This window comes from Polymorphobacter multimanifer, assembly GCF_014205635.1.
GTDB lineage: Bacteria > Pseudomonadota > Alphaproteobacteria > Sphingomonadales > Sphingomonadaceae > Sandarakinorhabdus > Sandarakinorhabdus multimanifer.
This window is the reverse complement of sequence record NZ_JACIIV010000012.1, coordinates 17,919-42,256: the sequence shown is the minus strand read 5'-3', so window position 1 is coordinate 42,256 and position 24,338 is coordinate 17,919. Positions and strand designations below refer to the sequence as shown.

Below are 24,338 nucleotides of genomic sequence, written 5' to 3'. Positions count from 1 at the left end.
GTTCAGAATGCATCCGCCGGCATCGCCATCATCGTGGCACTTCCGGCCTCCAGCCGCGCGCGCAGCGAGGCCGTATCGGGCAAGAACCGTTCGGCATAATAGCGCGCGGTGATCAGCTTCGCCTCATAAAACCCGGCGTCGGAAGCCCCGGCATCGAGCGCCTCGCGCGACGCCTTGGCCATCACCAGCCACATATGCCCCAACGCCACGATGCCCATCATGTGCATATAGGCAGTCGCCCCCGCAGCCGCATTGTCGGGGTTGCCCATGCCGTTGGACATCAGCCACATCGTCGAGGCTTCAAGGTCCCCGAGCGCCTTTTCAAGCGGCGCCTTCAGGAACCCGAGTGCTGCATCGTCCGAACCCGCCAGCGCCTCGCGCACCATCGCCAGCCACGCCCGCAAGCCGCGGCCGCCGTTCATCGCCAGCTTGCGACCGACCAGGTCGAGCGCCTGGATGCCGTTGGTGCCCTCGTAAATCTGCGCAATCCGCGCATCGCGCACAAACTGCTCCATGCCCCATTCGCGCACATAGCCATGGCCGCCGAACACTTGCTGGCTGGTCACCGCCACCTCCAGCCCCTTGTCGGTGCAATAGCCCTTGATCACCGGGGTGAGCAGCGAAATCAGATCATCCGCCAGCTCGCGCTCTTCGGCAGTCGCCGCCTTCTTCGCCAGATCGACCTGCAGCGCCCCCCACAGGATGAGCGCCCGCGCCCCTTCGTTGAACGCCCGGCCATCGAGCAGCATCCGCCGCACATCGGGGTGAACAAGGATTGTGTCCGCCTTGGCCTCCGCGTCCTTCACGCCTGTCAGCGAGCGGCCCTGCCGCCGGTCCTTCGCATAGGCCACGGCGTTCTGATACGCGATTTCGCCCTGCGCCAGCCCCTGCAGCCCCACCCCGAGCCGGGCAGCGTTCATCATGATGAACATGGCTTTCAGGCCCTTGAACTCTTCGCCGAGCATATAGCCGGTGGCACCATCGTAGTTCATCACGCAGGTGGCGTTGGCGTGGATTCCCATCTTGTGCTCGATCGATCCGCACGACACCGCATTGCGAGCGCCGAAGCGGCCCTCATCATCGACCATCAGCTTGGGCACGATGAACAGGCTGATCCCCTTCACCGTATCGGGCGCGCCTTCGGTCTTGGCGAGCACCAGATGGACGATATTGTCGGCGAGATCATGCTCGCCCGCCGAAATGAAGATCTTCGTCCCCGTGATCGCATAGGAACCATCGGCGTTCTTCGCAGCCCGGGTACGAATAAGCCCCAGATCGGTTCCGCAATGCGGCTCGGTCAGGTTCATCGTCCCTGTCCAGCGCCCCGCCACCATCGGCGGCAGCCACTTGGCCTTCTGCTCCTCGGAGCCGACAACCTCGATCGCCGCCTGCGCGCCTTCGGAAAGCCCCGGATACATGGCAAAGGCCATGTTGGCGCTCTGCAGATATTCCTGAAACGCCGTGCCCACCACATAGGGCAGCCCCTGCCCGCCCCAGGCGGTATCGGCCATCAGCGTGCCCCAGCCGCCCTCGCAAAACTGGTCATAAGCCGATTTCATCCCCGCCGGCGTCGTCACCGAGCCATCGGCGTGGCGGGTACAGCCCTCGATATCGCCCGACAGGTTGAGCGGAAACAGCACATCCTCGCAGAACTTGCCGCCAGCCTCCAGAATCGCCGCCACCACATCGGGTGTCGCCTCGGCAAAGCCCGGCAGATTGGCATAGCGCTCCAGCCCCACCACCGATTGCAGGACGAAGGCGGTATCCTTCACCGGGGCGCGATACGCTGGCATGGCTTGCTCCTATTGCTTCGCTGCGGTCGGTGGAACGGCGATCATCGACTCCACCACAGCACAGAAACTTTGCAGTTCCTCGATCGTCGCGTCGATATCGGCACGCTGCTCCTCGAGTGCCGCGATGCGCGCCCGGCACTTGTCGAGCGTCACCTGCCGCTGCTTCGCCCGGCCGTCTCCCAGATCGTAAAGGTCGATCATCTCGCGGATTTCCGCGAGCGAAAAACCCACATTCTTCGCCCGCAGGATCCACGCCAGCCGCGCCCGGTCCCGCCGCGAATACACCCGGTTCTGGCCGATGCGCTCGGGCGAGATCAGCCCCTGGTCTTCGTAAAGCCGGATTGCGCGCGGGGTGACGTTAAACCCCAGCGCCAGTTCGGTGATGGTGAAGCTCTCCGCCCCCTCATGGTGCGCAAGTGCCGGCACGATCGAGAAGACATGGGCGGGATCTGACATGGAGTTTACCTAGTTGACGTTAACGTAAGGGTCAATGGCCGGCGCTGGCCGCCAGCGCGCGGATGGCCCGGTTCTGGTGGACATACCGTCCCGTCACCACACGGTTGGAAAGCACCGCAATCGCAGCCGCAATCACCTCGGCCGGCACCGATCCGTATCGGGACAGCCCGCCGCCCAGCAGTGGACCCAGCAGCGGTGTCACCGCCTGCAGAAAGGCCTCGACCGGCCGCCTCTCGGCACGCGGGCCGATGATCAGGCCGGGCTGGACAAGATCGAGCCGCGCAAAGCCCATCGCCGTCAGCGCTGTCTCGACTTCGCCTTTCACCCGCGAATAGAACACGCTCGACCCGGCATCGGCACCCACCGCCGTCACCACGATGAAGCGCTTCACGCCCGCCGCCTGCGCCGCCCGCGCAAAGGCCAGCACGGCATCATGATCCACCGCCCGAAACGCCGCCTGGCTGCCGGCGGCGCGGATGGTCGTCCCCAGCGCACAGATCGCCACATCGGCATCCGGCAGCGGGGGCAGCGCGGCAAAGTCCACGACAAGCTCCCCCACCCTGCCGGTTGGTCGCCGCACGACCGCAATGGCATCGGGCAGCAACGCCAGCACACGCGAGCCGACCAGCCCGGTGGCCCCTGCGAGCAAAACGCTCATCGCCCCAATCCTTTCAGCGCATCATCGGCAAGGGCCATGACCAGCGTTTCACTGCCGGCCGTCAACGCCAGATCGACGGGCATCAGCCGCGCACAAGTCCGTCGCTGGTCACAGCGCGAAAGAAGCAGCTGCGCTCGCCGGTATGGCACGCCGGCCCTGCCGGCTCGACCTTGAGCCACAGCGCGTCCTGATCGCAATCGATCCTCATTTCGACAATGCGTTGCACATGCCCCGATGTCGCACCCTTGTGCCAGAGCTCGCCGCGCGACCGGCTCCAGAAATGCGCCTCGCCGGTCGCCAGCGTCGCCGCCAGAGCATCGGCATTCATGTGCGCCACCATCAGCAATTCGCCCGAAACGGCGTCGCTTACCACCGCCGTCACCAGCCCTGCGGCATCCCATTTCGGGTCGAGCCTCAAACCCGTTTCGCGGCACCCATCGCTTTCAACACGGCTCATATGACACTTTCGTGGCGCTTAAGGGGGCGACAAAGCCCCGCCTGCTCCCTATATGCCGCGAGAACGCAGCGCTGGCGAGGCGACAGTCTTCCGATGGGAACCAACATGCTCACCACCGATCCGTGGGAAGCCGACCATCTGCATGAAGAGTGCGGCGTGTTCGGTGTCTGGGGCGCTTCGGGTGCCGCTGCCGTCACTGCCCTCGGGCTGCACGCCCTCCAGCATCGCGGCCAGGAAGCCGCCGGCATCACCACCTTCGACGGCCAGGAATTCCGCACGCACCGCGCCATGGGCCATGTCGCCGGCAATTTCGATTCGGACGAGGTCATCCGCAAGCTGCGCGGCGATGTCGCGATCGGCCACAACCGCTATTCCACCACCGGCGAAACCGCGGTGCGCAACGTGCAGCCGCTCTACGCCGACCTCGCCAGCGGCGGCTTCGCAGTCGCGCACAACGGCAACATTTCCAACGCCATGACGCTGAAGCGCGAGCTCGTCCGCCGCGGCGCCATCTTCCAGTCGACCTCGGATACCGAAGTCATCATCCATCTCGTTGCCACCTCGTCGTATCGCACGCTGCTCGACCGCTTCATCGATGCCCTCAAGAAGGTCGAAGGCGCCTACAGCCTGATCTGCCTCACCTCCGAAGGCATGCTCGCCTGCCGCGATCCGCTCGGCATCCGCCCGCTGGTGCTCGGCCGGCTCGGAGACAGCTACATCCTCGCCAGCGAAACCGTTGCCCTCGATGTCGTCGGCGCCACCTTCCTCCGCGCGGTCGATCCCGGCGAGCTCATCATCATCTCGTCCAAGGGCCTGCGCTCGCTGCGGCCCTTCACCGAAATGCGGCCGCGCCCGTGCATCTTCGAGCATGTCTATTTCAGCCGCCCCGATTCGATGGTCGAAGGCGCCTCGGTCTATCAGGTGCGCAAGGCGATCGGCGCCGAACTGGCGCGCGAAACACCGGTGGATGCCGACATGGTCGTGCCGGTGCCCGATAGTGGCACCCCGGCCGCCATCGGCTATGCGCAGGAGAGCGGCATCCCCTTCGAGCTCGGCATCATCCGCTCGCACTATGTCGGTCGCACCTTCATCCAGCCCGGCGACCAGATCCGCAACCTCGGCGTCAAGCTCAAGCACAATGCCAACCGCGCGATGATCACCGGCAAGCGTATCGTGCTCATCGACGATTCGATCGTGCGCGGCACCACCTCGCTCAAGATCGTGCAGATGCTGCGCGAGGCCGGCGCGTCGGAAATCCACATGCGCATCGCCAGTCCGCCGACGCGCCACAGCTGCTATTATGGCGTGGATACGCCCGAGCGCTCCAAGCTGCTCGCCGCCCAGATGACCGTGGGCAAGATGCGGGATTTCATCAAGGCAGACAGCCTGGCCTTCCTGTCCACCGACGGTCTCTATCGGGCGCTTGGCGAAGCCGAGCGCAACACCCAGGCGCCGCAGTTCTGTGATGCCTGTTTCACCGGCGATTATCCGACCCGGCTCACCGACCAGGAAGAAGTCGAGATCCCCGACCAGCTGAGCCTTCTCGCCGAACGCGTGATATAAGTCCTCTCCCGCACCGTGGGAGGGTGAGCGCCGCGACGGCCCTTGCCCCGCACCCTGCGCCCGTCTAACCCGCCCCCATGAACGATATCACCACAAAGCCCCTCGCCCTTGTCACCGGCGCCAGCCGCGGCATCGGCGCCGCCACTGCGGTGGCGCTGGCTGCCGCCGGCCACCATGTCATCATCACCGCGCGCAAGGACAAGGATCTTGAAGTCACCGACGACCTGATCAACCAGGCCGGCGGCACCGCCACCATCGCGCCCTTCGACCTGACCGACACGCCGGCCATCGAGCGCCTCGCCACCGCCCTCGCCAGCCGTTGGGGCCGCCTCGACGTGCTCGTGCTCAACGCCGGTCAACTGGGGTCGCTGGCACCGGTGCCGCACCTCGACAAGAAGGATTGGGACCGGGTGATCGCGGTCAATCTCACCGCCAACTGGCATCTGATCCGCGTTCTGGATCCGCTGCTGCGCCGCGCCCCCGCCGCCGATGTCGTGGCGCTCACCTCCTCGGTCGGCAGCGAACCGCGCGCCTATTGGGGCGCCTATGCGGCGTCCAAGGCGGCGCTGGAAAACCTCATCGCCACCTATGGCCAGGAAGTGGCTCCGGTCACTGCCATCCGCACCCATATCATCGATCCTGGCGCCACCCGCACCGCAATGCGCGCCCGCGCCTTTCCCGGAGAGGATCCGTCGACGGTCAAGCCCCCTGAAGACGTGGCGGCCACCATCCTGGCAGCACTGGCGCGCTGACCCGGTCTCTTCCAAGCAGTAACGTCCAAACCCCAACCGGAGGCCGCGCATGACCGAAGCCACCGAAGCCGCGAAGACCCGCCGCCGCTGGCTGACCTTTGCCGAGATCACCACCGTCATCGCGCTGGCGATCGGCGCCGCCAATTTCTGGGAATCCCACCGCGAGCGCGAAGAGAAGCGCGCCGCAGCGGCCGCCCCGCAAAAGGCCCCCGCGAAACCGCTGGTCCTTGTTTCGACGATAGAGGATGGCGGAAATGCGCTGCGCCTGTCCGCGACCGGCGCCGACCGTGTCATCCAGACGCAGACCATCGTATTTCCCGCAGCCCTTGGTGTCGGCAGCATCGACACCGTCGGCAATCCGCATGTGGACGCCGGCTGGTTCGCCAGCGGCCTGCGCAAGGCGCTCGGAAAGGAGCGCGTTCAGGGCCGCCTGCCGATCGGGATCATCACGCGCTACACCGACCAGGGCACCGAGCGCACCGACATCGCTACCTATGATATCGGCCATGGATGGCGCGAACGCATCCTGCAAAGCGATGCCCCCGATCTCGAAGGCATCACCCTCATCGCCCGGCTGAAAACCGAAGCCGAGCTGCAGCAAAACCTCGACGCCCGCTGGCGCCAACGCCACCCCGACCCGGAGGCCGACGCAACCTAGGCCGCGCGGGCGCGGCGGGCCTTTTCGAGCTTCTTCAGCACCATGTCGCGCTTGAGCTTGCTCAGATGGTCGATGAACAACACGCCGTTCAGATGGTCCATCTCATGCTGGAGGCAGGTCGCCATCAGCCCGTCCAGTTCGGCTTCATGCTCAGCGCCATTCTCGTCGAGCCACTTCGCCCGCACTCGCGCCGGCCGATCGACATCGGCGTATTGGTCAGGCACCGAGAGGCACCCTTCCGAATAGACCGAAAGCTCATCCGACTCCCAAAGGATCTCGGGGTTGATGAACACCTGCGGCTCGCGGACATATTCGATCGTGTCGGGATCGGTATCCTCGGTCACCTCGCCTTTCGGCCGCTGCAGGTCGATGGTCAGAATGCGCTCCGCCACCCCCACCTGGATCGCCGCCAGCCCGATGCCTGGCGCCTTGTACATCGTTTCGAACATGTCGGCGATGAGCGTGCGATGCGCGTCGGTCACCGACTCGACGGGCTTGGAGATAACGCGCAACCGCTGGTCGGGCGCTTCGATGATCGGGAGAATGGCCATATCTGTCAGCTAAGCACGCAGGCCGATGAAATCAAGCGACGGGCTTGCGCGCCCTCAATGCCATCGCCAGCGTGCCCTCGTCCATGAAGTCGAGTTCGCCGCCAACCGGCAGGCCGTGCGCCAGCATCGTCACCGACACATCAAGGCCAGCCAGCCGGTCGGCGAGATAATGCATCGTCGTCTGACCCTCGAGCGTTGCATTCATCGCCAGCACAACCTCCCGAAAACCGCCCCCGGACACCCGCGAAACGAGCGATTCTATCCCCAGATCCTCCGGCCGCACCCCTTCGAGCGCCGAAAGTCGCCCCCCGAGCACATGAAAACGCCCCGCAAAAAGCCGCTTTCCATCAAGCGCCCACAGGTCCGCCACCTCCTCGACCACGCAAAGGCTCGCCGGATCCCGCCGCGGGTCCGCACACACGCTGCATGGATCATGTGTATCGATGTTCCCGCAAATGCCGCATGTCACCAGCCTTGCCTCCACCGCCTGCAGCGCCGCCACCAAAGGCCCAAGCGCGGTTTCGCGTCGCTTGAGCAGGTGCAGCACCACCCGCCGTGCCGAACGGGGCCCCAGCCCCGGGAGCCGGGAGAGGATTTGCGTCAGCGCATCGATTTCGGGCGAAGCCATGAAATTTCAATGCCACCGCTGCTGCATCGCGGCAACGCCCTTCCAGCAAGCCCCCCCATGCGCTAGACCGCTGGCAAAACACGGAAGGACCATCTGCCATGACTGCCATCGGCCAGGACAGCCTCAACACGCGGCGCAGCCTCACAGTCGGGAGCAAGACGGTCCATTACTACAGCCTCCCCGCTGCCGCCGAAGCGCTGGGTGCCGTCGACACCCTGCCCTATTCTATGAAGGTGCTGTTCGAAAATCTTCTGCGTTTCGAGGATGGTAGCACCGTTACCGTCGCCGATCTGCAGGCAATGGTCGATTGGGCCGAAACCCGCCGCTCCAGCCACGAGATCAATTATCGCCCGGCGCGCGTGTTGATGCAGGATTTCACCGGCGTGCCCTGCGTCGTCGATCTCGCCGCCATGCGCGACGCCATGACAATGCTCGGGGGGGACCCGCAGAAGATCAACCCGCTTGTCCCGGTCGATCTCGTCATCGACCATTCTGTGATGGTCGACGAATTCGGCAACGCCACCGCCTTCGAGGACAATATGGACCTCGAATATGCGCGCAATATCGAACGCTACGAATTCCTGCGCTGGGGATCCTCGGCCCTCAAGGGCTTCCGCGTCGTGCCGCCTGGCACCGGCATCTGCCACCAGGTCAATCTCGAATATCTCGCCAAGGCGGTCTGGACCTCCGAAGATCCCTCGGGCGCCACCATCGCCTATCCCGACACGGTAGTGGGCACGGACAGCCACACCACGATGATCAACGGCCTGGGCGTTCTCGGCTGGGGTGTCGGCGGTATCGAGGCCGAAGCAGCAATGCTCGGCCAGCCGGTGAGCATGCTCATCCCCGAAGTCGTCGGCTTCAAGCTGTCGGGCACCCTCGCCGAGGGCATCACCGCCACCGATCTCGTGCTCACCGTCACCCAGATGTTGCGCGCACACGGCGTCGTCGGCCGCTTCGTCGAATTCTACGGCCCCGGCCTGGATGCGCTCACCCTCGCCGATCGTGCCACCATCGCCAACATGGCACCCGAATATGGCGCCACCTGCGGTTTCTTCCCCATCGACACCAAGACGATCGATTACATGCGCCTGACTGGCCGTGACGAGGAGACCTGTGCGCTGGTCGAAGCCTATTGCCGCGCCCAAGGCCTGTGGCGCGAGACGAATACGCCAGACCCGGTGTTCACCGACACGCTGGGCCTCGACCTTTCGGTGGTGCAGCCAAGCCTCGCCGGCCCGCGCCGCCCGCAGGACAAGGTGCTGCTCGCCGACGCGAAGAACGCGTTCGAGGCCGAGCTGGCCGGCGGCTACAAGCAGGCCGAGCGCATGGATGTGCGGGTACCCGTGGCCGGGGCCAACCACGGCATTGGCCATGGCGATGTGGTGATCGCCGCCATCACCAGCTGCACCAACACCTCAAATCCGAATGTTCTGGTCGCGGCCGGGCTGGTAGCGAAAAAGGCTCGGGCGCTCGGCCTGCGCTCGCAGCCCTGGGTCAAGACAAGCCTCGCCCCGGGCTCGAAGGTGGTGACCGACTATCTCGTGAAGTCTGGCCTTCAGGCCGAGCTCGATGCCATCGGCTTCAACCTCGTCGGCTATGGCTGCACCACCTGCATCGGCAATTCCGGCCCGCTGCCCGAGCCAATCAGCACGGCCATCAACGGCAACGACATCGTTGCTGCCAGCGTGCTGAGCGGCAACCGCAATTTCGAGGGTCGGGTATCGGCCGATGTGCGTGCCAACTATCTGGCTTCGCCGCCGCTTGTCGTTGCCTATGCGCTGGCAGGTTCGATGCGCAAGAACATCGCGGTCGATCCGATCGGCGAAGGCAGCAATGGCCAGCCTGTCTATCTGAAGGACATCTGGCCGACCAATCTCGAAGTGGCGGAAACCGTGCAGGCCTCGGTCACCGCCGAAGCGTTCAAGGCGCGCTATGCCGATGTGTTCGCGGGCGACGAGCGCTGGCAGGGGATCAAGGTCGAAGGTGGTGCCACCTACAGTTGGAACGCCGCATCGACCTATGTGCAGAACCCGCCCTATTTCGAGGGCATGACGATGACACCGAAGCCGGTGAAGGACATAATTCGCGCCCGGGCCCTTGCGCAGTTCGCCGATTCGATCACCACCGACCACATCTCGCCGGCGGGCTCGATCAAGGCCTCGTCCCCGGCGGGCACCTATCTCGCCGAGCGCCAGGTCAGCCGCGCCGAGTTCAACTCCTATGGCGCCCGCCGCGGCAACCATGAGGTGATGATGCGCGGCACCTTCGCCAACATCCGCATCCGCAACGAGATGGTGCCCGGCATCGAGGGCGGAGTGACGAAGCACATCCCTTCGGGCGAAACGCTGGCGATTTACGATGCCGCCGAGCGCTACCAGGCCGAGGGCACGCCACTGGTTGTGATCGCCGGCAAGGAATATGGCACAGGCTCGTCGCGCGACTGGGCGGCAAAGGGCACGATGCTGCTTGGTGTGCGCGCCGTGATTGCCGAGAGCTTCGAGCGTATTCACCGCTCGAACCTTATCGGTATGGGCGTGTTGGCACTGCAGTTTGCCGAAGGCACATCGCGGCAGACCATCGGCCTGACCGGCGATGAATTGTTCGATATCGAGGGTTTGGACAGCCTCAAGCCTCGCCAGCACGTTACCGTGCACTTCATTCGGGCCGACGGCAGTACCGGCACTTTTACGGCGCTGGCGCGAATCGATACGGAGCAAGAACTGGAATATTTCTATGCTGGCGGCATCCTGCCCTACGTTCTCAGGAAATTGGCTGCCTGATTCAGACAGCAGGAGAGCCTTGGTAATGCTGTGGCTTCACTGCAACGCACCCAGAAAACCGTCAAATTAACGTCATGGAAAGCAATTTTTCCTTGTATCCCTGACGTTGCAAAATACCTTGAAGCGGTGCCGCCAATCATGGCGACGTGGAAGGGGAATTGAGGGATGAACAGGCAGGGAAGAATCGCGTCGTCGATTGCGATCGCAACGATGCTCGGGGCGGCATCGCCGGTCTTCGCGGCGGCGTTGGAGGTCGAAACCACCAACAAGATGGCGACAGCGAACAGCCTGGTGCGCACGCAGAGTGGAGCGCGCAACGGGTTGTCCTGGACCGCCGCAAGCCGCATCATCGGCCAAACTCCGACTTCGAACATTCTGCCTGGCACCCCCGCCAACAGCATCGGCGGCGGGGACCCGATTTACAAGCCCAGCAGCAACAAGAGCGGCGTCGTTGCGCTCATCATGGAACGTTCCGATGGCACGTTCATCTGCTCGGGCAGCCTGTTGTCGGATCGCAAGTCCATTGCAACGGCGGGACATTGCGTCAGTGACGGTGCCGGCACCGCAAATCCCATCCGCACCACAGCCTATTTCTATGAGGGCGATCCCGACACCCGCACGCCATTCCAGCAGCAGGGCGTTGCAATCGATGTGACGAAGTATTTCGTCAACTCGGGCTATACCGGTGAAGTCATCGATCAGAACGATATCGCCGTTCTACGCCTCAGCGAATTCGCACCCGAATCAGCGCAAAGCTATCGGCTGGCACGCCAGGTCGGCCTGACCGGCGAAGAGTTCAATGTTGCCGGCTATGGCGGCCGTTCGACCATCGGTGGCGCATTCGGCACCGATGCGCGCACCGGCTGGCTGCGCGAGGGTGACAACATCTATGATTACGCTTTGGGTAACTCGCTTTTCGACGGGTTTTTTACCGATCGCGATGAGACCGGCCAGTTTGCCGGGCAGAACTTCTTCGGCTTTGCCGAAATCGAGTTCAGCTATATTTCGGACTTCGACAATGGGCTTGCCGCTCAAAGCCAGGCAACGCGCGTTGCAAACGGCCTTGGACTTGGCCCGATCGGCACCAACAACTTTGCGGACCTTGGTCTGGGTGCGCGCGAAGTCAATATCGCTGGCGGTGACTCGGGTGGCCCTGGCTTCGTCAATGGTGAGTTGGCCTCGATCAACTCCTACGGTCTGAGCTTCGGCACAAACTTCGGCGATTTCCGTCCCGGGCTGAATTCCAGCTGGGGCGAACTCAGCGGCTATGTGCCGATTTACATCCACCGCGACTTCATCCTGAGCTCGATGGTTCCCGAGCCCGGCACATGGGCGATGCTCATTGCTGGTTTCGGCCTCGTCGGCGGCTCGATGCGCCGTCGCCGCATGGTTGCCGTTGCCTGAGCCTCAGGCGCGTTCGAACAAGCTTTTCCTTGGCTGGCCCCATATGACCTGGGGCCAGCCATTTTTTTGTGCGAGAGCAGTCAGTTCCGCAGTGGCATTGGTGGCAAAGGCTTTTCCACCCCGCGCGGACACCAGCAGAAACACCGGCGCGTCTGATTGATGGTCCGAATGAAAGCGTAGCGGATCACCAACCTTCGCGTTCTGATCGAGCCAGGCGGCCACGCGCTTCCGCTTTTCCTGGCCATAGCAGTTGGCGTCGCCAAGTCGCCAATCCAGTTGATTATCGATCCATCGTGATGGCGTCGCGATCACCGCATCGAACCCCAATCGCGTACCGATCGCTTCGGCATAATAGGCATTGGAAGCGGTTGCGAGCACCAGCTGGCACCCGGCAGCGCGGTCAGCCGCGATCTGCTCCAGTGCGGCTTCGAAGCAGCCATTTGCTACAACTTTATCGGCATAGTCCGCAGCGGCAGCCATGACCAAAGAGCGCGGCAACCGCCGCCCCATCAACAGCCGATGTGCCGTCGCCTTCAAGGCTCCACGATCGATGATCCTTGTGGCATAGGCAGCGCCGGCGAGTCCAAGCAGTGGAAGCAGCACGATCCGCCAAGGCGCGTGCCGCCGCAGCCAGAAGCGCAGCCAGGGCCCCCAGGTGCCGCCGCGCGTGATGGTGCGGTCCATGTCGTAAATGCTGATCGCCATGATTGTCTCTTCCGCCGCTTCACCCGCATGCGTCAATCTCAACCGGCGAGGCCCGGTGCGACGATTTGGCGGCGTTGCAACACCTTCAGCGCACCTTACCTTAACGTCAACCAACCGAGTGGAGTTCCGCGATGACCGTCATTCCCTTTGTCGACAAGACCCGGCATTTTGCGCCGCAAGGGCTGGGCGACCGGGTGGCACTGGCCTTCACACGCACGTTGCGCTTTGTTGCCGACCGGTTCTTTGTGCACCGCTATGGTCACCGCGCCATCGTGCTCGAAACCGTGGCCGCTGTGCCAGGCATGGTAGGTGCCACCATGACCCATTTGCGCAGCCTGCGCCGCATGGAAGACGACAAGGGCTGGATACGCACGCTCATGGAAGAGGCAGAGAATGAGCGGATGCACTTGATGACCTTCATCGAGGTGGCACAACCCTCCGCCTTCGAACGCTTTCTGATCATTGCGGTGCAATGGCTGTTCTATGTGAGCTTTTTTGCGCTGTATGTCGTCAGCCCCCGCACCGCGCACCGCGTTGTCGGCTATTTCGAAGAAGAGGCTGTAACAAGTTACACCCATTATCTGGCGCAGATCGATTATGGTACGGTGGAAAACATCCCCGCTCCTCAGATTGCTCGCCGGTATTGGCAGCTGCCCGACACCGCTACGCTTCGTGACGTCGTACTGGTGGTGCGTGCCGACGAGGCACATCACCGCGACGTCAATCATCAGTTCGCCGATGCGCTCGCCGGTCGACCGCTCGATCCCGATGCGATCGCGCCCTACCCTCCCAAGACGCCGGTGCATGAATTGGCGGCCTGATCACGGCACGGCTCACTCTTGCGCAGGGTGCGATAATCCCGCACCAAAGGGATAATGTCGGCTCTGGGCTTCGAATCCGTCACGGAAGGTGATCACCAGGCGCTGGCGATCCGTGGCCGGTTGACGATTGCCAACGTGCAATTGATTGCTGACGAGTTGCGCGCGCTGGTGCCGGGCGGAAGCAAGCTGACGATCGATCTGGCGAAGCTCGAGCGAATGGACACTGCAGGCGCCTGGCTGCTGCATCGGCTCATGCTGAACTGGCAAGAAGCCGGGGTGAAGGTGACGGTTGCCAACGCCGGGCCCGATACGCTTCGACTGATCAGCGAGATTGCCAACCATGACCAGCCGATGGTCATGCACCAACGACCGGCGTCGTTCATTTTTGCGCGGCTGGATCGGATCGGCAGAGCCGTGGTGCAGGCCTTTGACAATGCGGGCAGTTTTCTGGCCTTCATCGGTCAGACGATGATAACAATCGGCGGTACCATCGCTGGACGCCGTTCGATGCGCTGGAATGCCCTCATCCACCAATGTGAGGCGATCGGCGTCAACGCGCTCGGCATCGTCGGGCTGTTGCTGTTCCTCGTTGGTATCGTCGTGGCGCAGCAGGGTGCGGTGCAACTTCGCCAGTTCGGAGCCGAGGTGTTCGTCGTCAACCTGATCGGCCGCTCCACCACGCGCGAACTCGGCATCCTGCTCACCGCGATCATGGTGGCCGGCCGCTCGGCCTCGGCCTTTGCGGCACAGATTGGTTCGATGAAGCTCAACCAGGAGGTCGACGCCATGGAAACCATTGGCGTCTCGCCCTCCGAGGCCCTGGTGGTGCCACGCGTTCTGGGCATGGCGCTGATGCTCACTCTGCTCGGGTTTTTCGGCACTTTCATGGCGCTGGTCGGTGGCGGGCTGTTTGTCTGGACCCAGCTCGGCATGCCGCCGATCACCTATGTCCAGCGGCTGCAGGAAGTGGTGCCCTTGTCCGATTTCATCATCGGCACGATCAAGGCGCCGGTTTTCGGGCTCGTTATCGCAATGATGGGTTGCTTCCATGGGTTCCAGGTCAAAGGCAACGCCGAGGCGGTAGGGAACCGCACGACGCGTGCCGTTGTTGAATCGATCTTCGTGGTCATCGTGCTCGATGCCTTTTTTGCCATCTTTTTTTCAGCGCTTGGCTATAACTGACCGATGCAGACGCCTGCCGCCCTTTCGCCGACCTTGCCATCGGATGTTGATGTCGCAATCCGCGTGCGTGGGCTCGAGACCGGCTTCGGGGCACAGACCATCCACAAGGATCTCGATCTCGATGTCCGCCGCGGCGAAATCATCGGATTGGTCGGCGGCTCGGGCACCGGCAAATCGGTGCTGTTGCGCTGCATCATCGGCTTGGAGACGCCGCGCGCCGGTACCATCGAGGTGCTGGGCCGTGATGCCGCCACGCTCGATGCTGTCGAGGGCCGAGCGCTGCGCCGGCGCTGGGGCGTGCTTTTTCAGGAAGGTGCGCTGTTTTCCGCACTCACTGTCGCCGAGAATATCGAAGTGCCCATGCGGGAGTTTCTCGATCTGCCGCTCGACCTGATGGACGAGTTTGCCAAGTTGAAGGTGCGGATGGTCGGGTTGCCCGAGGAGGCTGCATGCAAATTCCCGTCCGAGCTTTCAGGTGGGATGCGCAAGCGCGCGGCCCTCGCCCGCGCCCTGGCACTCGATCCGCTGGTGCTGTTCCTTGACGAGCCTACGGCGGGCCTCGATCCGATTGCAGCGGCCGCCTTCGACGATCTGGTGCGCGTGCTGCGAGACACACTGGACCTGACCGTCTTTCTCATCACCCACGATCTCGACACGCTGCACGCCACTTGCGACCGGGTGGCGGTGCTCTCCGACGGCCTTGTCATCGCCTGTGGCACAATCGAGGCATTGCGCGAGTTCGATCATCCTTGGGTGCAGGAATATTTCTCCGGCCCGCGCGGCCGTGCTGCCGTGCGCTCGCAGCGTAAGCCACCAGCCCAGCCTACGCCCCAGCCCAGCAAAACCGAGTTTGCCTGATGGAAACCCGCAGCAATTATGCGATTGTGGGCGGCGTCGTGCTGCTCCTGGTCGTGGCGCTCTTCGCCGCGATCCTGTGGTTTGCCCGCTTCTCCGGCGAGCCCGACCAGAAGTTCGACATCCTTTTCAACCAGGCTGTCACCGGACTGGCGCCGGGGTCGCCGGTTGCGTTCAACGGTGTGCCTGTGGGCAAGATCGATGAGATCAAGCTGCAGCCGCGCTCGCCGGAGTTCGTGCGCGTGCGGATCTCGGTGCAGGAAGATGTGCCCATTCTCGAGGGCACCACCGCCACGATCGAGGGGGTTGGCTTCACCGGCGTGAGCCAGATCCAGCTTACGGGTTCGATGGCCGGAGGCAGGCCTTTGACGACGCCGGGGCCCTATGGTGTTCCCATCATCTCCGCACGTGCCGGCGGCCTGGGGGCATTGCTTGCCAGCGCACCCGAGCTGCTCAAGAACGTCAGCCTGGTCGCCAAGCGGCTCGCGGAAGTTCTCGATGAGGATAACAAGGACAGCATTTCGAACATTCTCAGGAATGTCGATCGATTGAGCGATGCGCTGGCCGACCGCGGGCCCGAGATTGCTGCAACCCTCACCGAAGCGCGTGCCACGCTGGCTGCCGCCACAACGGCCATGGCGCGGGTAGAGGCGCTTGCCGGAAGCACCGATGCTTTTCTGCGCGAAGATGCCAAGCCGCTGGCTGCCGAACTCGGCAAGACACTGCGCAGTGCCAGCGTCAGCCTGGAGCGAATCGAGGGGCTCACCGCATCGGCAGAGCCCGGATTGCGACAATTGACCACCGAAACCATTCCCGAAGCCAGCCAGCTCATCCGGGAGCTCCGCGCACTCACAGCCGAGTTGAATGTGCTCGCGACCCGGCTGGATGAAGACCCAATCGGCGCGGTTTCGGGCGGAAACCGCTTGCCAAGCTATGATCCCGCCGGGAGCGCCCAGAAATGAAGCCATTGCGTGTAATTCTCGTGCTTCTGCCGGTCGTGGTCGCCGGCTGCGGGCCGCTCGTGCAGATCGGCGCGAAGGGGCCGCCGGCTGTATCGCTGTTGCTGGTGGAGGCTACGGCCACGCCGACAGGAGTGCAGGCCAAGCCCGGTAGCCCGACGATTGCCGTTGATCTGCCGTTGCTCCCGGCAATGTTGCAGACCTTGCGGGTAGCGGTTCGCATTTCGGACACGGAAATTCAGTATCTTACAGCCGCCGGCTGGGCAGAGACGCCCAACCGCCAGGTGCAACGGCTCTTTTCGGATACGCTGGCGGCGCGCGGGCTGCCGGTGCTCGATCGCAGCCAGGTGAGCCCACAGCCCCAGGCGACCCTGTCGGGTGCGCTGCGCGATTTCACGCTCGATGTGCGCGATCCGCTGCAACCGATTGTCCGTGTGCGCTACGATGCGCAGCTGAGCCATCCCAACCAGCCGCGCGGGCCCGATCTGCGCCGCTTCGAGGCGAGCGAGCCGGTTGCAAGCCAGGCTCCTGCCGATGTGGCGGCTGCCCTTTCTCGCGCGATCAACCGATTGGCGGGCGACCTCGCGGACTGGACTGTTGCCAACATCTAGGCTTTGGAAAGCACGAACACCGCCTGATCAGCCAGAAGGTTTGCAGCGAAACCTGATCGGCGATCCCCTCCGGCGAGGAAGGCGGCATGGTCGATCCGTAGTCCGCAATCGTTTGCCAATGCCTTGAAATCGTTGATGGTGCACAGGTGAATGTTGGGTGTCTGGTGCCAGCTCACCGGCAGTGTGCGGGTGACCGGCATGCGTCCGCCCAAGGTCAGGGCCGCCCGGACGCGCCAATGGCCGAAGTTGGGGAAGCTGACGATTCCCTGCCGTGCCACGCGAAGAAGCTCGCCCAAAATGCTCTCCGGTGCGCGCATTGCTTGCAGGGTGTCCGACAATATGGCGACATCGAAGGCGGCGTCGGGCCAATCGGCCAAATCGGTGTCGGCATCGCCCTGCACGACCGCCAATCCGCGTGCCACCGCAGATGCCACATTGGCAGCGGACACATCAATGCCATGCGCGGAAACCTGACGTGTTGCACGAAGATGCGCCAGCAAAGCCCCGTCTCCGCAACCAATATCAAGAACGCGCGCGCCGGCTGGCACGGCATCGGCGACGGCTTGCAGATCGGGGCGGAGGGTGGATTTCATCTCTCGGCAAGGCCGTTCAGGAAGCCGGCGACGATGCGGTTCATCTCGGGCGCATCGAGCAGGAAGGCATCATGGCCATGCGGGCTTTCGAGCTCGCAGAAGCTCGTGCTGGCGCCGGCGCCATGGAGGGCGCGAACGATGCGCTTGGATTCGGCGGTGGGATAGAGCCAGTCCGAGGTGAAACTGATGAGTGCAAAGCGGGTGCCGGCGGTCGCTGCAGGGGCAAAAGCGGTCGTCAACAGGCCGTCATGGGGTGCTGCAAGGTCGAAATAGTCCATGGCACGGGTGATGTAGAGGTAGCTGTTGGCATCGAAACGCTCGGTGAAGGTGAGGCCCTGATGGCGCAGATAGCTTTCCACCTGGAACTCGGCATCGAAACCGAAGCCAAGAGCGGCGCGGTTCTGCAGCCGCCGGCCAAATCGTTCGGTGAGCCCCTGTTCGGAGAGGTAGGTGATGTGTGCCGCCATCCGAGCCACTGCCAGCCCCGCAGCCGGGGCATCGTCGGAGGTGTAGTTGCCGCTCGCCCAGCGGGGATCGGCCATGATGGCCTGACGGCCGACTTCGTGGAAGGCGATGTTCTGCGCCGAGTGGCGAGCAGCGGACGCGATGGCCACCACGGCGCGCACTCGCTCCGGGAATTGCGCCGCCCAGGACAGCGCCTGCATGCCGCCCATCGAGCCGCCGACAACTGCCTGCAGCTGCTCGACGCCGAGATGATCGAGGAGGCGGGCCTGCACCGTCACCATGTCCGCGATGGTGATGACGGGAAAGCGCATCGCATGGGTTCGTCCCGTTGTGGGATCCATGCTGCCGGGGCCGGTGGTGCCCGAGCAGCCGCCAAGGACGTTCGAGCAGATGATGAAATGCTGGGCAGGGTCGATCGGCTTGCCCGGTCCTACCAGCCGCTCCCACCAGCCGGGCTTGCCGGTGCGCGGGTTGGGCGAGGCGACGTGCTGGTCCCCGGTCAAGGCATGGCAGATGAGGATGGCGTTGCTGCCGTCGGCGGCCAACGTGCCATAGGTTTCATAGGCAATGGCGACACCGTCGAGGCTCTGGCCGCTGGCAAGCGGCACGGGCTCCGCGAGCCGCACGGTGCGGCCGAGCCCGAAGCGTTGATCGTGAACCGGTGCCAGCATTGTCTGGCCGTTACGGCCAATGCCCGAAAATGTCACGCGCAGGCGCAACTGGTCATGAATGCTGCCGTATGAAGAAGGGGGTGCTGGGTGGGCGGGCATCCCCGCGCGGCGCCGGGACGCCTTCCCCGGCGCCGCGATTGCGCCTAGAGCGTCCCCATGAACAGTTCTCCGCAAATGAAGCCCTGGATCGAAGCGATGCACGCCTATGTGCCGGGCAAGGCGCGCATCGGCGCGCGGCCGGTGGTGGCGCGGCTGGCCTCGAACGAGAATCCGTTCGGCCCAAGCCCCCGGGCGATCGCCGCGATGCAGGATGTGCTGGCAGAGGGCCATCGCTATCCCGATCCTGCGTCCACCGCGCTTCGCGAGGCGCTTGGCGCGCGGCACGGGCTCGATCCGGCGCGGATCATCTGCGGCACCGGCTCGGACGAGCTGCTGCACATGGCCGCCAGCGCCTTTGCAGGGCCGGAAGACGAGATCATCCAGGTTCGTCATGGCTTTGCGGTGTATGAACTGGCGACGCGGCGCGTCGGGGCCACGCAGGTGGTGGCGCCGGACCGGGACTACACCGCCGATGTCGACGCCATTCTGGCGCTTGTGACGCCCGCCACAAAGGTCGTCTATCTCGCCAACCCCAACAACCCGACCGGCACGATCATTCCGCCGGCCGAAGTTCGCCGGCTCCATGCCGGGCTGCCGGGCGATGTGCTGCTGGTGCTCGATTGCGCCTATGCCGAGTTCGTGAGCGGCGATTACGAGGATGGCTTCGGGCTCGCCGATGCGCATGGCAATGTGTTCGTGACGCGCACCTTCTCGAAGATCCATGGCCTTGCCGCCGAGCGCATCGGCTGGGGCTATGCCGCCCCCGCGGTCATCAATGCGCTGCACCGGGTGCGCGCGCCCTTCAATGTGCCGATGCTGGGACAGGTTGCGGCGGTGGCAGCGCTGTCCGACCCCGACTGGACCGAGAAGGTGCGCGCCCACACCGTCGAGTGGCGCAGCTGGCTGGCGCGCGAGATCGAAGCGGCGAGCCATGCCCATCTGGGGAATGCCGGCGTGCGGGTGATCCCGTCTGCTGCCAACTTCCTGCTGCTCGAATTTCCCGAAACCGGCGCCTGCACGGCTCCGGCTGCCAATGCCGCGCTGCTCGAAGCCGGCATCCTCACCCGCTATCTGGCGGTGCAGGGGATGCCGCGCTGCCTGCGGGTGTCGATCGGCACCGAGACGGAGACGCGGGCGGCGGCAGCCGTGCTCACCGGCTTCATTGCAGCGGCAGGCTGATGCTGTCGTTCGCGCGCGTATCGATCATCGGCATGGGGCTGATCGGCTCCTCGCTGGCGCGTGCCATACGCGTGCGGATGCCGACGGTGCGGCTCAGCGTGTCCGACAGCTCGGCCGATGTCCGGGCGCGGGTGGAGGCGTTGGGGCTGGCCGATGACGTGTGCGACCTGCCCGCCACCGCGGTGATCGACGCCGAGCTCGTGATCCTGTGCGTGCCGGTTGGCGCCATGGGGGCCGTGGCGGCGGAGATCGCCGATGATCTCGCCGAGGGGGCGGTCGTCACCGATGTCGGGTCGGTCAAGGCCAGCGTGCTCGCAGCGCTCACTGCCGCCCTTCCCGCGCATGTGCATGTGGTGCCGGGCCACCCGGTCGCGGGCACCGAGCGATCGGGGCCGGATTCCGGGTTCGCGACGTTGTTCGAGGGCCGATGGTGCATCCTCACCCCGCAGCAGCCAGGGCCGGCTTCGCGGCAGTTGCAGGCTTTCTGGGAACGGCTGGGGGCAAAGGTGGAACTGATGGACGCGGCGCATCATGACCGGGTGCTCGCCGTCACCAGCCACCTGCCGCACCTTATCGCCTATTCGATCGTGGGCACCGCCAGCGACCTCGAAACCGTCACCCGCTCCGAAGTGATCAAATATTCCGCGGGAGGGTTTCGCGACTTTACCCGCATTGCCGCGTCCGATCCGGTGATGTGGCGCGATGTGTTCCTGACCAACCGCGAGGCGGTGCTGGAAACGCTGGGTCGCTTCACCGAGGATCTGGTGGCATTGCAGCGCGCCATCCGCTGGGGCGAGGGCGACACGCTGGAGGCGCTGTTTACCCGCACACGCGCGATCCGCCGCAGCATCATCGACGAAGGCCAGGACACCGAGGCCGAAGACTTCGGCCGCCCGCATGGGCCGCCGGCCGAGCCGGCCGATGAGGACCCCCGCTGATGCGTGCCATCGGGCTGGCGCTGGTCGGCTTCATGGCCCCTGCCCTGCTGTTCGTGGCAGTGGCGCTGGCGCTCGACCTGCCATGGCAGTTGCTTGCCGTGTCGGCCGCTGCTGCCGGCGGTGCCGTGGGGCTCGGCCTGGCGGCGTGGTGGCTGGGCGCCCGGCAGCCGGTGGATGAAGAACCGGGGCGCCGCCGCCCGCGCTGACTGCCCCCCGGTTCTCCCCCCCCCGGTTCGCCCCCCTTGCTCCCCGGCACCACAAGCCATGATCGCTGCGCGGCGTATTGTAGAAACGCGACACTATTGATGGATTTTGCGAATTTTTCCGGCAAGGCTCAACGCAGGCGCGGGCAATCGGGCTGTTGCTCCCGGCGCGGGCGGCGCGACAGATCGGGGAATGGCGCCAGGACCGGCGCTTCGTAAGCGCCCGAAAAGGCGAGGCGCACGGGCACGCGCAGCCGCTTTTCGGGTGCCGGCACCGTGCCGGCGAAGGCGGCAGCGACCGCATAGGGGCACACGGTGGTCAAGGTGCCGGCAAGCTGCAGCCCGTCGCGTTGCTGCGGCACCAGCGTGCCACTGGCCGACACGACTTCGCCATGCCCGTCGGAGAGCGAAAGCCGGGTGATTTCCAGCGTCCCGCCCCGCGCCCAGCGGTCATAATCGGTCAACCGCGCGGCACCGGTGGCAAGCACTTCGGCCGCCATCGTCAGTGCATCCCCGCCCGCCAGCCGCAGCCGTGTGCCCGCAAGCACGAGCTGGCCACGCGGTGCAAAAGTGGGTGAAGATGGCGGCACCGCAGTTTCGGCACGCTCGCGCAGGTGCATTTCCAGCGTATCGGCGGTGATCGGCAGCGGGTTGCTGCCGAGGCGGAAGCGCGCAGCCTGGAAGATGGTCGACTGCCGGCGCAGCCGCCCCTCGCCCCAGTTGATGCTTGCTGTTGCCGACCGTGCCGTGATCGAAGCGCGGATCGCCGGGCTCACGGTCGCGCTGGCTTGCGGTGCTTCGAGGCGGACGACGGTGAGTTCACGCTGCCATGGTCCACGGTTGATTCGCGCAGCCGCGGCACTGACCCGCAGGGTGATGGTCTCGCCGATCTGCACAGCCGGACCGGCCACGGTCGCTTCGAGCCGATAGGGGAAGCCGCCGATGGCAAGCGATTCCTCGGGCAACCACTGCGCCAGTTCCGCCTCGAACTCACCGGCCCAGCCCCGCCATAGCAGGAAATACAGGCCGCCGGCGGCCAGCAGCGGCACCAGCGTCAACCACAGCGGGACGCGTCGCTTCATAATGTTTCCAGCGCGTTGATGGCGCTGTGCACGCGCGCCTCGATCGCCTCGCGCGGCAGGCCGGCGGGAATGACATCGCCAACGCGCATGGTCACCGTTCCGGGGCGTTTGGCAAAATCACGCGTCCAGACAAGGCCCGAATCGAGTGCGATAGGCACCACCGGGTAGCGGCTGACCTTGTAGAGCCCGGCAAAGCCGGCGGCGAGCGGCGGCGCCTGCCCCGCCGGGACGCGCGTGCCTTCGGGGAAGATGACGATGGGACGGCTGGCCGCGGCGGCGCGCTGGGCGGCCTTCATCATTGCGCGTAGCGATGCCGAGGAGCCGGTGCGATCAACGAAGATGGCGCCCTGCCTTGCTGCAGCCCAGCCCCAGAACGGAATTCGCTGCAACTCGGCCTTCATCACCGTGGCCGGCTTTTCGAACAGCGCCAGCAGCGCGATCGTTTCATAGGCGCTCTGGTGCTTGATCGCGATGAGCACCGGCCCTTGTGGCAGTTCGCCCTCGATGCGCAGCCGGACGCCGAGGATGTGGCGCGAGGTGAACAGGAACCACTGCCCCCAGGCGCGGGGAATGATGAAGCGCGCGCCCTCGGCAAACAGGCTGAACAGCAGCGTGCCGAGCACGATCGGCACCGTGCCGGCATAGAAGACCAGTTGAAAGACGAGGGTCCGCAACAGCGCCATGGGTCAGCCGAGACCGGCGTTCAGCGCCAGCCAGCGGGCGAGGAACTTGGTGTATTCCCATGGAATGCCGGGCGCGCCCACTTCGTGCGGCACGGCATCCGGCACCACGCGCACATCGGCGGCGACAGCGCGCGACAGCTCGAGCCGGGCGCGGCGCATGTGCGCCGAGGAGGTGACCAGCCGCAGGGACCGCACTTCGCGGCGGGTGACCCAGCTCGCCGTCTCCTCGGCGTTGGAGCGGGTGTCCACGGCACCATAGCCGAGATCGGTGGTGGCAAAGGCACTCATCGGAAGCTCGGCCGCTTCGGCGATCATCGCCATCGAGCTGCTCCGCGCCACGCCGGAAATGAGCATGCGCGGTGCGGCCCCTGCCTGAAGTACTTCGACACCGCGCGCCAGCCGGCCCTTGCCACCGGTGAGGACGACCACCGCATCGGTGCGGGTGGCGAGCGGTGCCGCCCCCGGCAGGGTGAGGCTGAACCAGAGCAGCCCTGCCACCCAGGCGAGCGCCACGATCGCCACCAGCCGCAGCAGCGCGCCGATCAGCCCGGTGCTGCGGCTGCGCGGGCGCTTGCCCACGACCATAGGACGCGGCTTGCGGGTCACATCTCCCCCCGGCTGCGGCGCAGCGCATACCAGCGCGCGACATTGGTATTGTGCTCGGCCAGCGTGGCGGCGAACACATGGCCGCCGCTGCCATCCGCCACGAAATAGAGCGCGTCGGTCTTTGCCGGATCGAGCACCGCCTCGATGCTGGCGCGGCCGGGGTTGGCGATGGGGCCGGCGGGCAGGCCGGGCTTGAGATACGTGTTGTAGCCATTGTCGGTGTCGAGCTCGGAGCGCAGGATCCGGCGGCCGAGCGGCTTCCCCTTGGTGACAGGGTAGATGACCGTGGGGTCGGCATCGAGCTTCATGCCGATTCGCAGGCGGTTGGAATAAACGCCTGCAATCATGCGCCGTTCCTCGCCCTTCCCGGTTTCCTTCTCGACGATGGAGGCGAGGATCAGCGCTTCTTGCGGGGTCTTGACCACGGCATCGGACGTGCGCCTGGGCCAGAGTTCGGCGAGGGTGCGGTCCATCGCGGCGGTCATCCGGTCCACCACGGCGCTGCGCGCCTCGCCCTTGGCGAAATCATAGGTTTCGGGGAGGGCAGCACCCTCGGCAGGCGGGTTGACCGGGCCGGTGAGCGCGGTATTGGCCAGCAACCGCTCGGCGATCAGGATCGATGGCGTGCCTTCGGGAATGGTGAGTGTGAGGCGCACCACCTTGCCGGCCTGCATCGCTTCGATCCAGCGCTTCCAGGCATCGTCGCGGCGGAGCGCATAGCGGCCGGCCTGGATCGGCTCGTCGGCGGCATGGAGCCGGGCGAGCAGCCGGAACTGGCGGGGCGACTCGATCAGCCCGGCCTTTTCCAGCTCGGCGGCAACCCCGGCCTGCGACGTGCCGCGCGGGATCTCGACCTCGATCAGCTCGCCCGGGCTGCGGAACCAGCCGTGCCAGGGGGCGACGAAGGCCGGCACGCCGAACACGAGCAGCAGAAGGAGAAAGGTGGGGACCAGCGCCCGGAACGTCCGCATGGTCCGCGCCGC

25 protein-coding genes and 2 pseudogenes are annotated in these 24,338 nt (G+C 65.1%); 14 read left to right on the top strand and 13 right to left on the bottom strand.

Annotated elements, in window-relative coordinates:
* Positions 1-2 precede the first annotated feature (2 nt).
* From FHS79_RS09305 to hisI, 4 genes are all read right to left on the bottom strand, one after another.
* A complete protein-coding gene (locus FHS79_RS09305) occupies positions 3-1,793 on the bottom strand; it encodes an acyl-CoA dehydrogenase C-terminal domain-containing protein (protein ID WP_184198763.1) in 1,791 nt (596 codons plus the stop codon).
* Positions 1,794-1,802: 9 nt separating this feature from the next.
* Complete coding sequence (locus FHS79_RS09300) at positions 1,803-2,249, bottom strand: MerR family transcriptional regulator (protein ID WP_184198760.1); 447 nt, start codon at positions 2,247-2,249, stop codon at positions 1,803-1,805.
* 31 nt (positions 2,250-2,280) lie between these two features.
* A complete protein-coding gene (locus tag FHS79_RS09295) occupies positions 2,281-2,907 on the bottom strand; it encodes a Rossmann-fold NAD(P)-binding domain-containing protein (protein WP_184198757.1) in 627 nt (208 codons plus the stop codon).
* A gap of 82 nt (positions 2,908-2,989) precedes the next feature.
* Positions 2,990-3,364 carry a phosphoribosyl-AMP cyclohydrolase gene (hisI, locus tag FHS79_RS09290; RefSeq protein ID WP_184198754.1) on the bottom strand — a complete coding sequence of 125 codons (375 nt, stop codon included), beginning with the start codon at positions 3,362-3,364 and terminating at the stop codon, positions 2,990-2,992.
* A 105-nt stretch (positions 3,365-3,469) separates the two neighbouring features.
* Here hisI and purF point away from each other — a divergent pair, with 105 nt between their 5' ends.
* The 3 genes from purF to FHS79_RS09275 all read left to right on the top strand — a co-directional run bounded on the left by purF (position 3,470) and on the right by FHS79_RS09275 (position 6,337).
* Positions 3,470-4,927 (top strand): amidophosphoribosyltransferase, encoded by a 1,458-nt coding sequence (gene purF, locus FHS79_RS09285; RefSeq protein WP_184198987.1) that lies wholly within the window; start codon positions 3,470-3,472, stop codon positions 4,925-4,927.
* Positions 4,928-5,004: 77 nt separating this feature from the next.
* A complete protein-coding gene (locus FHS79_RS09280) occupies positions 5,005-5,679 on the top strand; it encodes an SDR family NAD(P)-dependent oxidoreductase (RefSeq protein ID WP_184198751.1) in 675 nt (224 codons plus the stop codon).
* Positions 5,680-5,728: 49 nt separating this feature from the next.
* Positions 5,729-6,337: a hypothetical protein gene (locus FHS79_RS09275; protein ID WP_184198748.1), complete on the top strand. Its 609-nt coding sequence runs from the start codon at positions 5,729-5,731 to the stop codon at positions 6,335-6,337.
* Here FHS79_RS09275 and def read toward each other — a convergent pair.
* Positions 6,334-6,888 carry a peptide deformylase gene (def, locus tag FHS79_RS09270; RefSeq protein WP_184198746.1) on the bottom strand — a complete coding sequence of 185 codons (555 nt, stop codon included), beginning with the start codon at positions 6,886-6,888 and terminating at the stop codon, positions 6,334-6,336. The genes FHS79_RS09275 and def overlap by 4 nt on opposite strands.
* A 31-nt stretch (positions 6,889-6,919) precedes the next feature.
* Complete coding sequence (gene recR / locus FHS79_RS09265; protein ID WP_184198744.1) at positions 6,920-7,516, bottom strand: recombination mediator RecR; 597 nt, start codon at positions 7,514-7,516, stop codon at positions 6,920-6,922.
* Between the two features lie 98 nt (positions 7,517-7,614).
* On the opposite strand from recR, the gene acnA reads away from it, so the two are divergent.
* The 3 genes and pseudogenes from acnA to FHS79_RS19435 all read left to right on the top strand — a co-directional run.
* Positions 7,615-10,299 (top strand): aconitate hydratase AcnA, encoded by a 2,685-nt coding sequence (gene acnA / locus FHS79_RS09260; protein ID WP_184198741.1) that lies wholly within the window; start codon positions 7,615-7,617, stop codon positions 10,297-10,299.
* 165 nt (positions 10,300-10,464) lie between these two features.
* Positions 10,465-11,115 (top strand): annotated as a pseudogene (locus FHS79_RS19440) (trypsin-like serine peptidase); the annotation flags it as partial.
* Positions 11,116-11,607: 492 nt separating this feature from the next.
* Positions 11,608-11,703: pseudogene (locus tag FHS79_RS19435) on the top strand (PEPxxWA-CTERM sorting domain-containing protein); the annotation flags it as partial.
* Between the two features lie 3 nt (positions 11,704-11,706).
* On the opposite strand, the gene FHS79_RS09250 reads toward FHS79_RS19435, so the two are convergent.
* A complete protein-coding gene (locus FHS79_RS09250) occupies positions 11,707-12,408 on the bottom strand; it encodes an HAD family hydrolase (RefSeq protein ID WP_184198735.1) in 702 nt (233 codons plus the stop codon).
* A gap of 131 nt (positions 12,409-12,539) precedes the next feature.
* On the opposite strand from FHS79_RS09250, the gene FHS79_RS09245 reads away from it, so the two are divergent.
* The 5 genes from FHS79_RS09245 to FHS79_RS09225 are packed head-to-tail and all read left to right on the top strand — an operon-like array spanning position 12,540 to position 16,836.
* Positions 12,540-13,229, top strand: a complete 690-nt coding sequence (locus FHS79_RS09245; protein ID WP_184198732.1) for an alternative oxidase — start codon at positions 12,540-12,542, stop codon at positions 13,227-13,229.
* Positions 13,230-13,283: 54 nt separating this feature from the next.
* Positions 13,284-14,411, top strand: coding sequence for an ABC transporter permease (locus FHS79_RS09240; RefSeq protein WP_184198729.1), 1,128 nt, complete (start codon positions 13,284-13,286; stop codon positions 14,409-14,411).
* Between the two features lie 3 nt (positions 14,412-14,414).
* Positions 14,415-15,269: an ABC transporter ATP-binding protein gene (locus FHS79_RS09235; RefSeq protein WP_184198726.1), complete on the top strand. Its 855-nt coding sequence runs from the start codon at positions 14,415-14,417 to the stop codon at positions 15,267-15,269.
* Positions 15,269-16,228, top strand: a complete 960-nt coding sequence (locus FHS79_RS09230) for an MlaD family protein (protein WP_184198723.1) — start codon at positions 15,269-15,271, stop codon at positions 16,226-16,228. The genes FHS79_RS09235 and FHS79_RS09230 overlap by 1 nt, the downstream gene beginning before the upstream one ends.
* Positions 16,225-16,836 (top strand): ABC-type transport auxiliary lipoprotein family protein, encoded by a 612-nt coding sequence (locus tag FHS79_RS09225; protein ID WP_184198720.1) that lies wholly within the window; start codon positions 16,225-16,227, stop codon positions 16,834-16,836. The genes FHS79_RS09230 and FHS79_RS09225 overlap by 4 nt, the downstream gene beginning before the upstream one ends.
* Here the strand turns inward: FHS79_RS09225 and metW are convergent.
* The gene (gene metW, locus FHS79_RS09220; RefSeq protein WP_184198717.1) at positions 16,833-17,429 is read right to left on the bottom strand and encodes a methionine biosynthesis protein MetW; all 597 of its coding nucleotides are present in this window, start codon (positions 17,427-17,429) and stop codon (positions 16,833-16,835) included. The genes FHS79_RS09225 and metW overlap by 4 nt on opposite strands.
* Positions 17,426-18,565 (bottom strand): homoserine O-acetyltransferase MetX, encoded by a 1,140-nt coding sequence (metX, locus tag FHS79_RS09215; protein WP_184198714.1) that lies wholly within the window; start codon positions 18,563-18,565, stop codon positions 17,426-17,428. The genes metW and metX overlap by 4 nt, the downstream gene beginning before the upstream one ends.
* A 174-nt stretch (positions 18,566-18,739) precedes the next feature.
* Here metX and hisC point away from each other — a divergent pair, with 174 nt between their 5' ends.
* From hisC to FHS79_RS09200, 3 genes are read left to right on the top strand one after another with little or no spacing between them, the layout of a single operon-like run.
* Positions 18,740-19,843, top strand: a complete 1,104-nt coding sequence (gene hisC / locus FHS79_RS09210) for a histidinol-phosphate transaminase (protein ID WP_243452789.1) — start codon at positions 18,740-18,742, stop codon at positions 19,841-19,843.
* Positions 19,843-20,781: a prephenate/arogenate dehydrogenase family protein gene (locus FHS79_RS09205; RefSeq protein ID WP_184198708.1), complete on the top strand. Its 939-nt coding sequence runs from the start codon at positions 19,843-19,845 to the stop codon at positions 20,779-20,781. Before hisC ends, FHS79_RS09205 begins: the two co-directional genes overlap by 1 nt.
* Positions 20,781-20,987 carry a hypothetical protein gene (locus FHS79_RS09200; protein ID WP_184198705.1) on the top strand — a complete coding sequence of 69 codons (207 nt, stop codon included), beginning with the start codon at positions 20,781-20,783 and terminating at the stop codon, positions 20,985-20,987. Before FHS79_RS09205 ends, FHS79_RS09200 begins: the two co-directional genes overlap by 1 nt.
* 128 nt (positions 20,988-21,115) lie before the next feature.
* Here the strand turns inward: FHS79_RS09200 and FHS79_RS09195 are convergent, their stop codons facing one another.
* From FHS79_RS09195 to mltG, 4 genes are read right to left on the bottom strand one after another with little or no spacing between them, the layout of a single operon-like run.
* Positions 21,116-22,066 carry a hypothetical protein gene (locus tag FHS79_RS09195; protein WP_184198702.1) on the bottom strand — a complete coding sequence of 317 codons (951 nt, stop codon included), beginning with the start codon at positions 22,064-22,066 and terminating at the stop codon, positions 21,116-21,118.
* Positions 22,063-22,749, bottom strand: a complete 687-nt coding sequence (locus FHS79_RS09190) for a lysophospholipid acyltransferase family protein (protein WP_184198699.1) — start codon at positions 22,747-22,749, stop codon at positions 22,063-22,065. Before FHS79_RS09190 ends, FHS79_RS09195 begins: the two co-directional genes overlap by 4 nt.
* Positions 22,750-22,752: 3 nt before the next feature.
* Positions 22,753-23,355: a YdcF family protein gene (locus FHS79_RS09185; RefSeq protein WP_184198696.1), complete on the bottom strand. Its 603-nt coding sequence runs from the start codon at positions 23,353-23,355 to the stop codon at positions 22,753-22,755.
* Positions 23,352-24,326: an endolytic transglycosylase MltG gene (gene mltG, locus FHS79_RS09180; RefSeq protein WP_184198693.1), complete on the bottom strand. Its 975-nt coding sequence runs from the start codon at positions 24,324-24,326 to the stop codon at positions 23,352-23,354. Before mltG ends, FHS79_RS09185 begins: the two co-directional genes overlap by 4 nt.
* Between the last annotated feature and the right edge of the window lie 12 nt (positions 24,327-24,338).

What these genes read in the sequence shown, in the direction of transcription:
- FHS79_RS09280 (WP_184198751.1), top strand. Translation starts at nt 5,005, where the DNA reads ATGAACGATATCACCACAAAGCCCCTCGCCCTTGTCACCGGCGCCAGC.
- FHS79_RS09190 (WP_184198699.1), bottom strand. Translation starts at nt 22,749, where the DNA reads ATGGCGCTGTTGCGGACCCTCGTCTTTCAACTGGTCTTCTATGCCGGC.
- FHS79_RS09225 (WP_184198720.1), top strand. Translation starts at nt 16,225, where the DNA reads ATGAAGCCATTGCGTGTAATTCTCGTGCTTCTGCCGGTCGTGGTCGCC.
- recR (WP_184198744.1), bottom strand. Translation starts at nt 7,516, where the DNA reads ATGGCTTCGCCCGAAATCGATGCGCTGACGCAAATCCTCTCCCGGCTC.
- hisI (WP_184198754.1), bottom strand. Translation starts at nt 3,364, where the DNA reads ATGAGCCGTGTTGAAAGCGATGGGTGCCGCGAAACGGGTTTGAGGCTC.
- FHS79_RS09295 (WP_184198757.1), bottom strand. Translation starts at nt 2,907, where the DNA reads ATGAGCGTTTTGCTCGCAGGGGCCACCGGGCTGGTCGGCTCGCGTGTG.
- FHS79_RS09195 (WP_184198702.1), bottom strand. Translation starts at nt 22,066, where the DNA reads ATGAAGCGACGCGTCCCGCTGTGGTTGACGCTGGTGCCGCTGCTGGCC.
- FHS79_RS09200 (WP_184198705.1), top strand. Translation starts at nt 20,781, where the DNA reads ATGCGTGCCATCGGGCTGGCGCTGGTCGGCTTCATGGCCCCTGCCCTG.
- metX (WP_184198714.1), bottom strand. Translation starts at nt 18,565, where the DNA reads ATGCTGGCACCGGTTCACGATCAACGCTTCGGGCTCGGCCGCACCGTG.
- FHS79_RS09245 (WP_184198732.1), top strand. Translation starts at nt 12,540, where the DNA reads ATGACCGTCATTCCCTTTGTCGACAAGACCCGGCATTTTGCGCCGCAA.
- FHS79_RS09230 (WP_184198723.1), top strand. Translation starts at nt 15,269, where the DNA reads ATGGAAACCCGCAGCAATTATGCGATTGTGGGCGGCGTCGTGCTGCTC.
- FHS79_RS09235 (WP_184198726.1), top strand. Translation starts at nt 14,415, where the DNA reads ATGCAGACGCCTGCCGCCCTTTCGCCGACCTTGCCATCGGATGTTGAT.
- def (WP_184198746.1), bottom strand. Translation starts at nt 6,888, where the DNA reads ATGGCCATTCTCCCGATCATCGAAGCGCCCGACCAGCGGTTGCGCGTT.
- FHS79_RS09300 (WP_184198760.1), bottom strand. Translation starts at nt 2,249, where the DNA reads ATGTCAGATCCCGCCCATGTCTTCTCGATCGTGCCGGCACTTGCGCAC.
- purF (WP_184198987.1), top strand. Translation starts at nt 3,470, where the DNA reads ATGCTCACCACCGATCCGTGGGAAGCCGACCATCTGCATGAAGAGTGC.
- FHS79_RS09205 (WP_184198708.1), top strand. Translation starts at nt 19,843, where the DNA reads ATGCTGTCGTTCGCGCGCGTATCGATCATCGGCATGGGGCTGATCGGC.
- FHS79_RS09240 (WP_184198729.1), top strand. Translation starts at nt 13,284, where the DNA reads ATGTCGGCTCTGGGCTTCGAATCCGTCACGGAAGGTGATCACCAGGCG.
- FHS79_RS09250 (WP_184198735.1), bottom strand. Translation starts at nt 12,408, where the DNA reads ATGGCGATCAGCATTTACGACATGGACCGCACCATCACGCGCGGCGGC.
- hisC (WP_243452789.1), top strand. Translation starts at nt 18,740, where the DNA reads ATGAAGCCCTGGATCGAAGCGATGCACGCCTATGTGCCGGGCAAGGCG.
- acnA (WP_184198741.1), top strand. Translation starts at nt 7,615, where the DNA reads ATGACTGCCATCGGCCAGGACAGCCTCAACACGCGGCGCAGCCTCACA.
- mltG (WP_184198693.1), bottom strand. Translation starts at nt 24,326, where the DNA reads ATGCGGACGTTCCGGGCGCTGGTCCCCACCTTTCTCCTTCTGCTGCTC.
- FHS79_RS09305 (WP_184198763.1), bottom strand. Translation starts at nt 1,793, where the DNA reads ATGCCAGCGTATCGCGCCCCGGTGAAGGATACCGCCTTCGTCCTGCAA.
- FHS79_RS09275 (WP_184198748.1), top strand. Translation starts at nt 5,729, where the DNA reads ATGACCGAAGCCACCGAAGCCGCGAAGACCCGCCGCCGCTGGCTGACC.
- metW (WP_184198717.1), bottom strand. Translation starts at nt 17,429, where the DNA reads ATGAAATCCACCCTCCGCCCCGATCTGCAAGCCGTCGCCGATGCCGTG.